We start from the raw sequence: 14,743 nt of genomic DNA, 5'->3' as shown, positions 1-14,743 counted from the left end.
ACGTGGGGCGGGAGGGCTCTCGTTGCCCCTGAAGCCGATGGGGGGCTTCACTCCGTGAGGCGGTGTCACGGTGCGGCCCGTCAGCATCGGCGACTCGACGGTGATGCCCTGCAACGGGTTGTCCGAGAGGGATTCGGCCCGGCCTTGCCTGGCCCCCCGGGAGACGACGGGCTCGCGAGGGGAGCGCACGTCCCTGGCCTCCAGGGAGCTCGTTTCGGCACGGGCAGGAGGGGCGGACTTCACTCCCGAGCGGACTTCGGCCGGAGCCGGAGTTCCATCCGGCAACGTCGGTGAGCTGTTGAATAGCTCCGTCTGTGCCTTGGTGGCGGTGCTCCGGGCTCCGACATTGGCCGTCGGGACGACAGCGCCGCCTTTGGGTGGGGGCTTGGACGTCTTCGACCCGGAGGACGGGGGCGTGGTGTCCGGCTTCTCCAGCCCCAGGATGTCGCCCACGGACTTGAGCCGGGTGATGGGGCGGGCCGTCCGGCTCCATTCCACGAGGGCGGCTTCACCCGCATGCCGCTCACGGAAGGTGCGCAGGGCCATGAGGTCCCGAAGCTCCGTGTCTCCGACGACGACCCGGCGTCCGCCCTTGCGGAGCAGCGCGCCCAGTTGCTCGGCGACCATCCCCCCAGGCCTGGATGAAGGAAAGTCGGTGGTCCGCACAATGACAGGCGTCTTTCCCACCGCCTTCTTGATGGCTTCGGTCATCTGTTTACCGAGGCCCCCTCCCCGTGGATCCTTCTCACACAGCGCGACGAGGAGCTTGCTCCCTTCCGGGTGGACCTGGACGTCTAGCATCTCCTTGTCCTTGGGCTTCACGTCGAAGCGCTTCGAGTCCCCGAACTCCTTGCCGCCGGCTTCAATGGCCCAGGCCAGCAGCTCCGCGACATCGGCGGGTTCCTCGGGCGGGTCGATTCGCAGGGTGGCGCGGAAGTCCGTCCACAGTTGGTCCATGTCCGGCTTGGGGGCAAGGGACTGCTCCTCCTTGGGCTTCGCCTGGCCCTGTCCCTGGGGGCGTTGCAGCGGGAAGCTGGCGGGCAGCTCGCCGTCCTGGATGGCCCGGTCGCGGTAGCGGCGGCACTCATTCAGGACGTCACGGGCGCGCTGCCCCCCGAGCACATCGAAGCCGGCCGCCGGAATGGGCCAGGTCGGGTCCGATGGGGAAGTCGTGAACCCTCGCTGTTCAAACAGGGCTTGCAGCCGCCGCGCCGCGAGGTCCCTGGCCGTGTCGGCCGTGACCGTCCGCTCCAGCATCACGGGCTCGGGGTCGTTCTCGATGCGGTCCACGGTGCTCTGGTTGAGCAGGGGCTTCATCTTCGCCCAGTAGTCGGAGAGGCAGCAGAAGACCACGACCGCGCGAGGCACCTTGCTCGCGATGGCCGCGAGGCTGTTCATCGCGCGCCGGAAGGAGTTCTCCATCTGCGGGCGCTGTTCGAAGTCGCTGACGTCCTCGACCTGGTCCACGCACAGCACGAGCGCCTGGCCCAGTCCGCCCATCAACCGCCCCAGGTGCTCCACCATCCGCGCCGGTGCATCGTCGGCGGTCCGGGGGATGAGGTTGCCGATGACGCGCTGGTCCGCCTCGGACAGCTCCTCGCAGCGCAGCCAGTGGAAGATGCGGCGGTTGAGCCGGGGATCTCTGCGATGCAGGTAGATGAGCGCGCGCAGCAGGTCGACTTCCACTTCCCGGAAGCGAGGGTCCAGCAGCAGCTCGTCCGCCACGGCCCGGATGGTGCCGTGAAGCTCCTCATCCTCCAGAATCTTCTCGTCCTGCAGGTGCAACGCGAACGCGCTGGTGCACTGGGCCATGAGGGCATCCGACAGGTGCATCAGCCCGCTGTCGTCATCGTCGCCCGCCTCGTCGAACGGCTTGTCCAGGGAGTCAATGAGGTTGGACAGGATGTAGCGGTCGTACTGCGTCGCATCGACGGTCATCGGCATGTAGCCGACGAAGCCCTTGCGCTGACCATGCGCGAGGTTTCGGAAGGCGCGCACCAGATGGGTCTTGCCGCTGCCTGACTCTCCGAGCAGGAGCAGCAGCTTGCCGGCACCCGGAGGAGCGTCCGAGGAGGCCTTGTCGAGCAGTCGCTTGAAGACGCGGCGAGCCGGCGCGTTGAGGGCCTCCACGTCGAACGGGTCTGCCTGCCAGATGTGCTGGCCCTGTTCGACGCTGGTGAAGACCTCGCGGGAGTCGTCGAGGAAGATATCGAGACGAGGGTCGTTGGCCACGGGGCGCTCCTGGGTTCGGGCTAGACGACAACGAAGTGGAAGCTGGCGCCGAAGGACCGGACCTCGGACTCAGCGACGTCTTTCGGATCCATGGCGGACACGAGGTCCGCGCGCGTCAGTGTCAACAGGCGGGTGCGGTTGGCTTCCAGGAGCGCCGCGTCGAAGGCCTCACGGGTGCTCCACTCCGGATGGAGGGCCTTCCACACGTGGGAGATGAAGACTTTGTCCTCGCCGAAGCGGCCCGTGGGGAGGGCTCGGGCGACGGACAGGACACGCTCCGCGAAGGCGGCCGGGGTGGGGGGCGTTGTTGATGTCGCCTCGGAGCTGGGTGCCGGTTCCACCGGCGGCGTTGACGCACGGTCCGCGACGGTTTTCTCGGAAGCGCCGTCTTCTTGCGCGACAGCCCACCGTCGCATCAGCGACAGGCGCACGGCCTCCGCATCCACGCGGGGGGCGCCCGCCGCGCGGGCCGCGAGCTGCTCCACGCCCTTGCGCGGATCCGTCGTCTTCGCGTCCAGCAGTTGCCCGAGCAGGAGGGCCTGCACCGCGCTCAGGGTGAAAGGCCGGTCCGTCTCGACGCCGAGCTGTCGCCACAACAACCGGTCCCGCGTCTGCGCCAGGGTGAGGCCTTCCTCTGCGTCCAGTCCATACTGGCGCTGAAGCGCGGCGGCACGCACGCCGTCAGCGCCCTTTATCCGCGCCACCACCGCCTTCGATGGCGGCAAGTCCAGGCTGCGCGCCACCAGGTAGGTGGCCTTCAACGTCCTCCAGTCCAGCCCGCGCGGTGGCTGGTCCAGTTGGAGGAAGCGCAGCACCTCCGCCCGGCCCGTGGGCGTCAGCTCCAAGCTGCTGCGTTTGCGCACCACCACCGTCCCTCCACCGAGCAGCGCCTCCATGAGCGCCTCGAAACGGAGCTTCCATTCCGCGCGGCTGAGCTGATGCTCCACGAAGGGCCGGAGCACCTTCTCCAATTTTCCGCGCGTGCGGCCCTGCTCACGGGACGTCATGAGCCAGGACAACGCAATGCCTGACAGCCGGTGGTCAGCGCTTCCCATTCGATGCTTCCTTCCCGGTGAGCTCACCCCTGCGGGTGGCAATCAACGTGTCGAGGGTTTCAAGAATCTCTTCCAGGCGCGTCACCACGTCGTCCGCGAGGAAGCGGACCACCCAGTAGCCCGAGCACTGGAGCGCGACGTCCTTGCGCCGGTCCCGGCGGAAGCCGTCGGGGCTGCGGAAGTGGAAGTAGCCGTCGATCTCCACGGCCAGTTTCAGCTCCGTGCAGAGCAGGTCCACCTCCAGCCTCCGGCCACCTCCGACCGGGGCCACGTGGCCATTGAGGACGAAGAGCCCCCGCGTGGAGGCATGGTCCTGGAGCCGGGCGTGCAGGAACTTCTCCGCCTCGCTCCGGGCGCGGCCATTGGCGTCCCGGTAGGCCGAGGCGATGGTGCGCGCCGCCGAGTCGTAGAGCGCGACGACCTGTTCGGACGAGCCTTCCTGCCGGAGCCGGGCGCGCGTGGAGGCCACCGCGGCCTCGGGGAGCTCGCGGGTGTCCTCGTCGAGCTCCGGCTCGGCCAGGTCCAGCCGGCCCTCTCGCAGCATGGCGAGGATGTGGGACTCCTCCCGCCGGAGGTGCTCGGCGAGGACCTCCGCGGCGAGCACGCAGCCCGTCGTGAGCGCGGGGGCCGCGGTGCACAGGGCCGCGGCGGTGCGGAGCGCCCGGAAGTCAGCGGGGCCCGTCCGCACGCGCAGGGCCGGCGTGCTTCCGGCGGGGACCAGTGACATCAGCGCCTGAAGGGCTGGCAGCGGCGCGCGCGCGATGGCCTGGCTCACCGCGTCTGGAATCACACCGGACGGCGGCGGCTCCGAGCCCTCCAGGAGGGCCCGGCACAGCTCCCAGGTGGCGGACTGTCCCTGCGGGGGCGTCAGGCCTTCCATCAACACGCGCCGCTGGTGCGCCGTCTTGCCTCGGAACTGGAGCGTCCGTGCCAGGCGCTGCGGCTGTGAGCGGACGACGAACGCCTCCGCGTCACCCAGCAGGTCCCTTTCCCTGGCGAGCGCCGCCGCCCAGGCGGAGACGACGGCGCGCACGTCATCCCCATCCACGATGACGACACTCAGGCCCCGGCGCTGAATCCACTCCGTCCAGACGGTCAGCGCCCGCTCCGGCGGCCCGACGAGCGTGCTCAGCGTCGCAATGCCTTGCGCGCGTCTGCGGGCATGCCGGTCCAGTGAAGCGAGAAGCGCTGCATCCAGTGGTGGCTGCAAGCCATTTCCCCCGAGGTCGCGTGATGGTCTGCCATCGCGGAGGGTTGGAAGCCTGCGCCTCTCATGGACTTCGATGCAACCCCCGGGGGAGGTATGGACAGCTGAGAGTGATTGTGCTCGGGAGAGTCAGACATTACATCCCGAGGTCTTCCGGACCCCGTGCGCTCAATGCCTGTCGTCCGTGCAACGGCTCACGCCTCCTCCACGCCCAGCGCCGCGCGCAGCTCGGGCATCCGCGCCAGGGGCACCGCGCCGAAGACGAAGCGGTCCGGCCGCACCACGGCCACGTCCGCGCCGTGCTCCCGGAACCACTCGGACAGCCTGCCGGTGTGGTCCTCCACGCTGTCGTCGCCCACCAGCCCCGGGACACCCGCGGAGCGCACGGTGACGGCGCGGGCCCCCAGGGACTCGGCCAGCTCGCGGGCCACCTCCGTCCCCGGGCTGCCGCCCCGGCTCAGCACGGCGAAGCCAGCGCCCAGGCTGTCATCCAACAGGTGCTCCTCACCGGACGCGCGCCGCACGCGAGGCTGGGGCAGGTAGCTGCCCTCCGCGGCCCTCCGGCCCGAGCGGCGGCCGCCCAGCATCCAGCCTTCCTCGATGGCGGGCGCCGGCTTGAAGCGGAAGCCCTCCACGAAGCGGCGCGCGGCTGGAACGGCCTGGAGGCCCCGGAGCACGGTGTCCCGGACCCAGGCCAAGGGCGTGCTGCGCGCGGTGAACACGGCGCCCAGCCTCGCGGTGGCTTCAAGCAAGGCGCTCACGTGCGGCCGGCGCTCCACGGCGTAGGTGTCCAGCAGCGCCTCGGGGGCGCGGCCCTGGAGGACCCACGCCAGCTTCCACGTGAGGTTCGCCGCGTCGCGCAGGCCGGACACCAGGCCCTGCCCCATGAAGGGCGGCAGCAGGTGGGCCGCGTCTCCCGCCAGGAAGGTGCGGCCCACGCGCCAGCGCTGCGCCACCACCGAATGGAAGCTGTAGAGCTGCGCGCGCTCCACCGTCACCCGGTCCGGATTCACATACGGCCCAATCAAGCGGCGAATCGTGCCGGGCTGCGTCATCTCCTCGCCCGTCTCGCCCAGGCGCAGGCGGAACTCCCAGCGGAACCTTCCCAGGGGGCCGCGTCCGACGAAGCCGGGGCGGGCCGGGTCGCAGACGACGTGACACTCCGCGGGCGCGTCCTCCTCCGCCACGGTGCCGGAGATGGCAATCCACGGCTCCTGCTCGCCGCGTCCTTCCATGGGGATGCCCAGCAGCGCGCGCACTGTGCTCCGCCCGCCATCACAGGCCACCAGGTAGCGGGCGCGCACGCCGTGCCGGACACCGGACGTGCGGTAGCGCACGGTGACGCCCGCGCCGTCCTGTTCCAGCGACTCCACCTCGGTGCCCGTGCGCAGCTCGGCGGCGGGGAAGCGGGAGAGGCCCTCGCGCAGCGCCTTCTCCAGGAGCGGCTGGTGGAAGAACCAGACGGGCGCGTGGCCGTAGCCGAAGTCCACCTGGCCCAGCTGGACCTGGGCAATGGGCTGGCCGCCCACGCCGGTGAAGGTGACCTGTCGGCCCTGGCGCAGGTCCGGCTTCAGCGCGTCGAGCAGGCCCGCGGCCTGGTAGATGCGCAGGGCCTCGTCGTCACAGGAGAAGGCCCGGGGTTGGCCATGCGGCGCGGCCTCCCGTTCGAGGACGAGCACGCGCACGCCCTGGAGTCCCAGGAGGTTGGCGGTGAGCACGCCCACCGGCCCGCCTCCCGCGATGACCACGTCCACTTCCTCGATGTCGGCCGACATGGACTTCCCCCCGGAAGCAGGTCCGCTGCGGGGAGGAGTCTAACGTCCCTGGCTCCCCGCGGGGAGGATGGGCGCGGATTCGCGGTAGATGCGCAGCGAGTCCGCCACGCTGTGGCGGTATTCGAAGCCCGTGGCGTCCAGGAAGCGGCGGTTGTCCACGACGATGGGGAAGCGCAGGTGGTCCAGCGCGCCCACCGACAGGCGGGGGAGGCCCGCCCGGCCCAGCAGCAGCGACAGCAGCGGCGCGGGCAATGGCACCGCGGTGCGCCCCGTCTCCCGGACGATGACGGACAGCGGAATCGGCGGAGGGCCCGCCACGTTGAAGATGCCCCGGACCTGCTTCTCCAGCGCCAGCGTCAACGCCGTCACCACGTCTTCCTCCTGGAGGACGTGGAACAGCGGGTCGTACCCGAGCACCAGCGGCACGCGCCGGCCCTTGAGGAAGGAGGACAGCGTGCCGGTGCCGGGAGCCCCCAGGGTGTAGGGCAGCCGCAGCACGGCCGTCGTTATCTTCGGCAGGCGCCACAGCGCGGTGGCCGCGTACAGGTCGGCGGCCACCAGGTCCGCCAGCTCCGGGATGGCCTCCAGCGCGCGGGGCGGCTCGTCCTCGGAGTGGTACAGCGGCGAGTCTGGCGCCGCGCCGTAGAAGGTGTGCCGTCCCACGAAGAGGACCTGCTTCACGCCGTGGGCCGCGCAGTGGTCGAACACCGCCTTGGTGCCGTCCAGGTTGATGCGCCCGCGCTCCTTGCCCGGCACCGTGAACGCGGTGACGGTGGCCATGTGCACCACCGCCTCGGGACGCCAGCGGCGGAAGACGTCCTCCGCGGCGCGCTTGCGCACGTCGCCCCGGTAGAGCTGGATGCCGGCCTCGTGGGCCTCGGCCCAGGGGCGGGTGTCGATGCCCGCCACCTGGTGCCCCCGCGCGTGGAGGTGCAGCGCGAGCTGGCGGGCAATGCCTCCGGAGATGCCTGGAATCAGCACCCTCATGGCAGCAGGTTCCTTCCCGCCCGCCGGCTGTGCCGCTGCGCGCGTCCGCGCTCGATGAGCCCCGCGATGCGCTGCTTCACCTTCGCCACATAGCCCTCGATGACGTGGTCCTCCTCGTCCCCCGTCCCGTGGAACATGAGCGGCTCGCCGTAGTGGATGTCCAACTGCACCGGCAGGGGCAGCGGCAACAGGTACGGCGTCAGCGGGACATAGGGAACGCCGAGCAGCTTCCCCAGCGTGTACGCGTTGAACACGGTGGGGATGGCCGAGCCACCGCCCAGGAACGCGAAGGGGATGATGGGCGAGCGCGTCTGCAGCGCCAGGCGGATGAAGCCGGTGCCGAAGTCCACCAGCGAGTAGCGCTCGTTGAAGAGCTTGGCCGTGCCGCGCGCGCCCTCGGGGAAGATCATCAGCAGCCGGTCATCCTCCAGCAGCCGCTTCGCGTGCTCGGGCAGCCCGATGAACTGACCGGTGCGGCTGGCCCACAGCGAGGACACGGGGAAGTTGTGGAGGAAGCGCTCCACCATGCCCTGCGCCAGCCGGGGCGGGTCCATCTCCAGCATGGTGGACGTCAGCACCATGGCGCCGTCCACCGCCACGCCGCCGGAGTGGTTGCCCACCAGCATTCCGCGGCCCCGCGGGGGGATGTGCTCCACCCCGTAGCAGCGCACGCGGAAGTAGTACCGGTAGATGGCGCCAAAGACGCGCAGCGCGTGTCGCACGTGAGACTTGGAGATGCCGTACGGGTCGACGCCGTATTCGTTGAACGGCAGTTCCAGCCGGTCCACCCGGGCTTCCAATGAGTCGGTCAGGGCCACGGGGGCACCGTAGCACCCCGGCGTGCCCGGCCCCGCCGCTTTCCACCACGGGTTCGTTGGGCACCGGCCGGGTGTTGAGCCATACTCGTCCGCGCGCCCCCCAGCCCCCCATCAAGGAGCGCTGCTTCGTGTCACAGCCCGTGTCCGCGCCGTCCCCCGTCTTCGTTCAGCAGCTCAACTTCCACGCGCGAGACGCCAGCAACGAGGCCTCCGCGCTCCAGGCCGCCTTCGCGCTGGGCCTCTTCGGGCACCTCCCGGAGACGGGCTCGGGTGAGCCGGTGTCCCTGGAGGCGCTCGCGAATCGGGTGGGCGGCACCTGGCGAGGGACGCGCTCCGTCATCGAGCCGCTGGTCGCGCTGGGCTTCGTCCACCTGGAGGACGGGCGAGGGTATTCGCTGCCCGCGTCGACCGCGGCCTTCCTCCGGGATGAGACGTTCACCGCGGGGCTGCGAGAGGCGCGGCGCTGGTGGCATCCGCTGGCGCTGCTGCCTCAGGCCGTGCGCGGTGGCGGCCCCGTGGCGTGGGGCGGAGAGACATGGGACGTGCTCGGGTGGTACCGCGCGCTGTTCCTGTCGCCTGCGCCGGCCACCCCGAGCGCCGAGGCCCGGGACTTCCATGACCGCTTCGCCCGCAACCCCGCGCGCACGCTGGCGCTGGTGACGGCCGCGGAGCTGGACGTGCTGGCGAAGCTGGTGCGCGGGCCCGTGCCGCTGGACGTGCTGGCGCGGGACGTGGGCGCGCCGGCGGAGGCGCTGGAGGTGTTGCTGGGCGCGCTGGCGGCGATGGGCATCGCCCAGGCGCGGGAGTCGGGCTGGGGCTTCACGGAGGCCGCGGGCCGGGCGCTGGACGCTCAGAGCCTGCCGTACTTCCAGCGGGCGCTGCCGGCGACCCTGGCCTACTGGGAGGCGCTGGGGCACCTGGACGAGGCGGTGCGCGAGCAGCGCTTCCGGTTGGACCTGCGGGACGCGGAGACGGCGCGGCGCATCTACCAGGAGAACGCCTCGCGCATCTCCAGCATCTTCGCCTCGCACCTGCGGCTGAGCCGGCAGGCCGCGGCGCGGGTGCGGTCGATGCGGCCCCTGGCGCAGGCGCGCGTGTTGGACGTGGGCACGGGCTCGGGCGTGTGGGGCGCGGCCTTCGGGTTGGCGGACCCCACCACGCACGTCACGTACCTGGATTCGCCGCATGTGCTGGACGCGGTGCGCCCCCACCTGGCGAAGCTGAAGCTGGAGGCCCGCTCCGAGCTGTGGGCGGGGGACTGCCTCTCGGTGGACTACGGCGAGTCCCGCTACGACGTCATCCTGCTGCCGCAAATCATCCCCGCGCTGCCGCCCTCGGAGCTCCCGGGTTTCTTCGCGCGGCTGGCCCGGGCGCTGCGGCCCGGCGGACTGCTGCTCATCTCCGGCTACCTGCTGACGGACCGGCGAGACGGCCCGCTGGACGCGCTCTACTTCGCGCTGCGCCGGTACGTGACGAACGAGGGAGACGTGCTGTCGCTGCCGGAGTTCCGCGCGCTGCTGGGGCCGGTGGGCCTCACCGACGCCCGCGGCTTCGACATGCCCATCCAGCAGGTCGTCATCGCCCACCGGGGCGACGTCGCGTGGCCGGAGCCCGCGGCGTCGCGTTGAGCCTCCGCGTCAGGCCGCGCTCTTCCGAGGACTGGCCGGAGCCGGCGCCAGCGTCGTGGGAAGTGGCACGCCCGGGCGCGAGGCCAGCACCAGCTCCTGGGTGGGCAGGGGAATGCACACGCTGGAGGACAGCCCCACGTCCGCCAGGAGCTGGCCGTACTCCGAGGCGGACAGCAGGTCCCCCTCATTGGTCATGAAGCGGCGCAGGCCGAAGTAGAGGTGGTCCAACGGGCCATCTCGGCGCTCGTCGAGGACATACTCCGCGATGACGAGGACGCCGCCGGGCCGCAGGGCGCGCGCCACGCGAGCGAACATGCCGGGGAGGTCCTCGGGCCGCAGCACGTTGAGCACCTGCGGGAGGATGATGAGGTCGAAGTCCGCCTCGCCGAAGTCCTGGGTGAAGAGGTTGCCCGGCCAGAAGCGCGCGCGGTCCAACACCTTCAGCGTCTCCACGTTGCGGCGCACCTGCTCCAGCACCACCGCCTGGTCGAAGTAGGTGACGTGCGTGGTGGGCGTGGCACGCGCGAAGGCCGCGCCCCACACGCCCGAGCCGGTGCCGATGTCCAGCACCTGGGCACCTTCCAGCGCGCGGGCCTGGGCCACCGTGGCGGCGGCGCGCCGGCTGAGCTGGAAGTGCGAGGCGAACACCGCCGTAATCTGGCTCGAGTTGTCCGCGTAGAAGCGCTGACTCACCTCCGGGTCCTTCAGGTCCAGGATGAAGCGCTCCTCGCGCACCGTCTCGTCCAACCGACCCAGGGCCTCCCAGTACCGCTCGGACACGGACAGCGAGCGCAGCAGGTAGGGCAGGGCCTTGCCGTCCAAAAGCTGCCGGGCCTCGTCCGTCAGCCGCCACGCCGCGCCCTCCCGCTGGGCGATGCCGAGCTGTTCCAGCAAGGCGACGAGCAGCGACAGGCCCTCGCCGCCGAGCCCCGTGGCGGCGCTGAGCGTCTGCTCGGTGGGGTCCTGCGATGACAGGGCCTCCAGCAATCCCAGCCGGCCAGAGGCCACCAGCACCTGCATGCGGAGCGCGCTGCGCGCGTAGCGGTCGAAGAAGTCCTCGGCGTCCGGTGACGGCCCCGGTTCGGCCGGCGCGAGGAACAGCGTGCGGTAATGGCCAAGCACGTCCCAGCTCGCGCCACCGTGCGCCACCGGCCCTCCTTGTTTCACCGCTTCGGCCAGCAGCTCCCCGGCGTTCCACCACGGTCGCTGGGCTTCCAGCCGTCGCCGGAAATCCGCGTCGCGCAGGAACGCCGCGACGGTGGGGGTGAGCGCCAGCTCGCGCGCGTCATCGAGGTGCACGAAACCCAGGCAGACGAGCAACTCCGTCAGGGCCCGGGTTCCCCGGTGCGTGCACTGGATTCGCCGTGCCAGCTCCGCCATCGACACGGGCGGGCCTTCCCCCTTTACCGGCAGTGCGTCGAAGAGTCCCAATGACAGTGCGGTGCGCAGCAGGGCCGACTCGTTCGAGGCATTGCGCGCCCAGAAGTGGAGGGACTGCGCCAGGGTGCGACGGTCGACGGCCATTGATACCTCGTCCGGGGGGGATTTCAGCTTCGCCCTTCACTGTCCCGGGGCGCAACCCCGGGGCGGCGGGCCCTGCGCTACGATGGCGCCCATGGCTCCTCGAACGACTCCGGTGGACGCGGCCCTTCACCTCCTGCGCGAGGATGCGCGCGTCCAGGACGTCCACGTGGGGGAGTTCTCTGGCGTCGCGACGGCCTGGGTGGTGCCTCGTCGCGCGGTGCAGGCCTCGGCCCTGGAGTCGCTGCTGCGCGAGCGCCTGGGAGACGCCGCTCCCGCCGTGGCGCTGGTGGACGCGCTGCCGCTCCAGGACACGGGGACGCCGGATGAGGCGCGGCTCGCGCTGTGTTCGCCCGCCGTGCTCCAGCACCTGGAGTCACGGCTGCGCGCCGCGGGCCGGGAGGTGGCCGTGCTGGCCGGGCCCCGCGTGCGGGAGGAGCGCTACACACCCTTGGATGAGCTCCTGCCGGGGGCGCTGATGCCTCGGCTGGACGAGACGTCGGGCGCCGCGTCCCAGACGTCCTCCGTGGAGGAGGCCGGCCTGGAGAACGCTCCGCCCGCGCTGCTGGATGGCGGCCCGCCGTGCCGGCCGGAGGGAGCGCCTCGGCTGCTCGGAGAGATGCTCCGGCGGGCCGTGACGCTGCATCCGGAGAAGACGCTGACGTTCATCGACGTGGAGGGCCGGCGCGAGGTGCTGCGCTTCGATGCGCTCTGGCGCGAGGCGCTGCGGCTGTGCGGCGGCTTGCAAGCACGCGGGCTGAAAGCGGGGGACCGCGCCGTCCTCGTGTTGGAGCGCCCGGGCGAGGTCATCCGGGCCTTCTGGGCGTGCACGCTCGCCGGCGTGGTGCCGTCGCTGCTGGCCTGGCCCGCCTCATTCGAGCGCGCGCATCCCACGATGGCGCGCGTGCTGTCGGTGGCGCAGCGCCTGGGCGGGCCGTGGGTCCTCGCGGGGCCCGCCGCCGTCGGCGCCCTGGAAGCCGCGGGGCTTCGGGTGGCCACGCTCGCCGCGCTGGACACGGGGGCGGAGGGGCAGCCCGCCGCCGTGCCCGAGGGCGCCGCCGCGCTGATGTCGTTCACCTCCGGCAGCACCGGGCTGCCCAAGGGCGTGGTGCTCACGCACGACAACCTGCTGGACATGTGCGACGCGATGATGGCGGGCGGCTGGTACACGCCCCAGGACGTGGGCGTGAGCTGGATGCCGCTGGACCACGTCGCGGGCATCACCTATTCGCACCTGCTCTGCCTGCGGGCGGGCACGTCGCATGCGCTGGTGTCCCGCGACTATGTCCTGGCGGACGTGCTGCGGTGGATGGACCTGCTCTCCGAGCTGAAGGGCACCCATGGGTGGGCGCCCAACTTCGCGTTCGGACTGGTGGCGGACCGGCTGGAGCGAGGCGAGCGCCGCGCCTGGGCCTTGTCGCACGTGCGGGTGCTGAGCTGCGCGGGCGAGCCGCTCGTCGCGCGGACGCTGCAGCGCTTCACGGAGGCGCTGGCGGGTGACGGGCTCCGGCGGGACGTGGTGTGCCCGGGCTGGGGCATGGCGGAGACCACCTCCTTCTTCACCAACACCCGGGGCGTCCGGACGCGTGACGGACAGTCCGCGGTGGAGCTGGGGCCGCCGCCCGCGGGCTCGGCGCTGCGCGTCGTGGATGACGCGGACCAGGTGGTACCCCAGGGCCGCGTGGGGCATCTCCAGGTGCGGGGCGCGTCGGTGCTGGCGGGCTACCTGGATGACCCGGAGCTCAATGCCCGCTCCTTCACCGCCGACGGGTGGTTTCGCACCGGGGACCTCGCCTGGGTGCGCGACGGGCAGATGGCCCTCACCGGGCGCGAGAAGGAGGTCCTCATCCTCAACGGCAACAACGTCTATCCGCAGGAGATAGAGACGGTGGTGGAGGAGGTGCCGGGCGTGCTGCCCACGTACTCCGTGGCATGCGCCACGCGCGCGGGCGGCGCGCAGACGGATGAAATCGTCGTCTTCTTCGTCCCCGCGCCAGATTCGCCTCCGCTGGGCGGACTGCTGCGCGCCATCCGCGAGGCCGTGGGACGGCGGCTGGGCTTGCAGGTGGCGTGGCTGGTGCCGCTCGCCCGGCAGCAGGTGCCTCGCACGGAGCTGGGCAAGCGCGGGCGCACCGAGCTGCGTCGGCGCTTCGAAGCCGGGGAGCTGGCCGAGGAGCGCCGCGTGGCGGAGCGGCTGCTGGGAGGCCGCTTCACGCTGCCCCCGTGCCTGGCCGTGCCACGCTGGCGGCAGCGGCAGCCCGGCGCTGGCGTGGCGGAGGCGGGGGCCGTGCTCGTCGTGGGCGACGCCTCCTGGGCCGACGCGCTGCGCGCGCGACTGGCGCCTCGGGAGGTGCTGCACGCGGAGCCAGGAGCGGGCTCCGCGGTGCCGCGGCACCTGTCCTCCGCCGAGCGCCGGGTGCGCGAAGTCGTCTACGTGGCGGCTCCCCCCTCGGGCGCGCCTTCGCGGGACACGCTCGCGCGCGCGGTGGCGCCCCTGTTGGCGCTGGTTCAGTCCCTGGCGCCGCTCGTGGAGGCCGCGCCCTGCCGGCTGCGCGTCGTCCTGCCCTGGGTGGGGGCCTCGCTCGAGACTGGCGCGGCGGCCCACCTGCTGCCGGGGCTGCTCCGCGCGGCGGAGGCGGAGGTGCCCGGTCTGGAGACCTCGCTCCTGTGGGTTCCCCAGGAGCGACCGGCCGCGGTGGACTGCGTGGCCACCGAGCTTGGGCAGCCGCGCCCCGCGTTCGAGCTGGCCTGGCGGGAGGGGCGCCGCTGGGAGCGCGGCTACGTGGCCTGGACGCCGTCCCCAACCCCCGAGCCGGTGCGCCTGAAAAAGGCGGGCTTCTACGTGGTGACGGGAGCGCTGGGCGGGCTGGGGCAGGCCTGGGCGCGTCAGCTGCGAAATGGCCTGGGCGCGCGCCTGCTGCTCGTGGGGCGCCGCCAGCGGGACGCCGCGGTGGAGTCGCTGGAGCGCGAACTGGGGGCGGCGGAGTACGTCACCGCCGACGTCACGGCGCCGGAGGCGCTGCGGCGGGTGCTGGCCGACGCGGAGGCGCGCCATGGCCGGCAGCTCGACGGCGCCTTCCACTTCGCCGGGACGTTGAGCTCCGTGCCCCTCATGAACGAGGCGCCCGCGTCGCTCGTGGAGGGCGCCGCGGCCCATGTGCTGGGCGCGGTGGCGCTCGCGGACGCGCTGCGGACGCGGCCAGAGGCTCCGCTCGTCTTCGCCTCTTCGTTGATGGGGACGCTGGGGGCGGGGCTCCACGCGGGCTACTGCGCGGCCACGGGGTTCCTGGACCGGTATGCGGAGGCGCTCGTGACGGAGGGCCGGCGCGCGGTGTCGGTGGCCTTCAGCTCCGTGCGCGACACGGGCATGGCGCGTGGCCTGACGGCGTCGCCCCCGGGGTACCGGATGCTGGAGCTCCCCCAGGCCCTGGCCGCCCTCGCGTTGGCCGTGGAGTCGGGCGAGTCCCGCGTGCTGGCGGGCGTCGAGGGTTCGGCGCTGCCCTGGCGGACGGTGGGGCTG

At 72.1% G+C, this 14,743-nt stretch carries 8 protein-coding genes and 1 pseudogene; 2 read left to right on the top strand and 7 right to left on the bottom strand.

Annotated elements, in window-relative coordinates:
- From G4D87_RS19740 to G4D87_RS19715, 6 genes and pseudogenes are all read right to left on the bottom strand, one after another.
- Positions 1-2,232, bottom strand: a pseudogene (locus G4D87_RS19740) (AAA family ATPase); the annotation flags it as partial.
- Positions 2,233-2,252: 20 nt separating this feature from the next.
- Positions 2,253-3,287: a hypothetical protein gene (locus tag G4D87_RS19735; RefSeq protein ID WP_163783613.1), complete on the bottom strand. Its 1,035-nt coding sequence runs from the start codon at positions 3,285-3,287 to the stop codon at positions 2,253-2,255.
- Positions 3,274-4,497, bottom strand: coding sequence for an endonuclease domain-containing protein (locus G4D87_RS19730; protein WP_163783612.1), 1,224 nt, complete (start codon positions 4,495-4,497; stop codon positions 3,274-3,276). Before G4D87_RS19730 ends, G4D87_RS19735 begins: the two co-directional genes overlap by 14 nt.
- A gap of 191 nt (positions 4,498-4,688) precedes the next feature.
- Complete coding sequence (mhpA, locus tag G4D87_RS19725; protein ID WP_163783611.1) at positions 4,689-6,269, bottom strand: bifunctional 3-(3-hydroxy-phenyl)propionate/3-hydroxycinnamic acid hydroxylase MhpA; 1,581 nt, start codon at positions 6,267-6,269, stop codon at positions 4,689-4,691.
- A gap of 39 nt (positions 6,270-6,308) precedes the next feature.
- Positions 6,309-7,256: an SDR family oxidoreductase gene (locus G4D87_RS19720; protein WP_163783610.1), complete on the bottom strand. Its 948-nt coding sequence runs from the start codon at positions 7,254-7,256 to the stop codon at positions 6,309-6,311.
- On the bottom strand, positions 7,253-8,074 hold the full coding sequence (locus G4D87_RS19715) for a lysophospholipid acyltransferase family protein (protein WP_163783609.1): 822 nt from the start codon (positions 8,072-8,074) through the stop codon (positions 7,253-7,255). Before G4D87_RS19715 ends, G4D87_RS19720 begins: the two co-directional genes overlap by 4 nt.
- 128 nt (positions 8,075-8,202) lie before the next feature.
- On the opposite strand from G4D87_RS19715, the gene G4D87_RS19710 reads away from it, so the two are divergent.
- Entirely contained in the window at positions 8,203-9,702 is a 1,500-nt protein-coding gene (locus tag G4D87_RS19710; protein WP_163783608.1) for a class I SAM-dependent methyltransferase, read from the top strand.
- Positions 9,703-9,711: 9 nt separating this feature from the next.
- On the opposite strand, the gene G4D87_RS19705 is transcribed toward G4D87_RS19710, so the two are convergent.
- The gene (locus G4D87_RS19705; RefSeq protein ID WP_163783607.1) at positions 9,712-11,226 is read right to left on the bottom strand and encodes a class I SAM-dependent methyltransferase; all 1,515 of its coding nucleotides are present in this window, start codon (positions 11,224-11,226) and stop codon (positions 9,712-9,714) included.
- Positions 11,227-11,317: 91 nt separating this feature from the next.
- Here G4D87_RS19705 and G4D87_RS19700 point away from each other — a divergent pair.
- Positions 11,318-14,743 (top strand): SDR family NAD(P)-dependent oxidoreductase (locus tag G4D87_RS19700; RefSeq protein ID WP_240358425.1); only part of this gene is annotated, 3,426 nt, incomplete at its 3' end.

It is taken from the genome of Myxococcus vastator, assembly GCF_010894475.1.
In the GTDB taxonomy this organism is placed as follows: domain Bacteria; phylum Myxococcota; class Myxococcia; order Myxococcales; family Myxococcaceae; genus Myxococcus; species Myxococcus vastator.
Note: the sequence above shows the minus strand (reverse complement) of the source record. Positions and strands in the feature narration are given on the sequence as shown.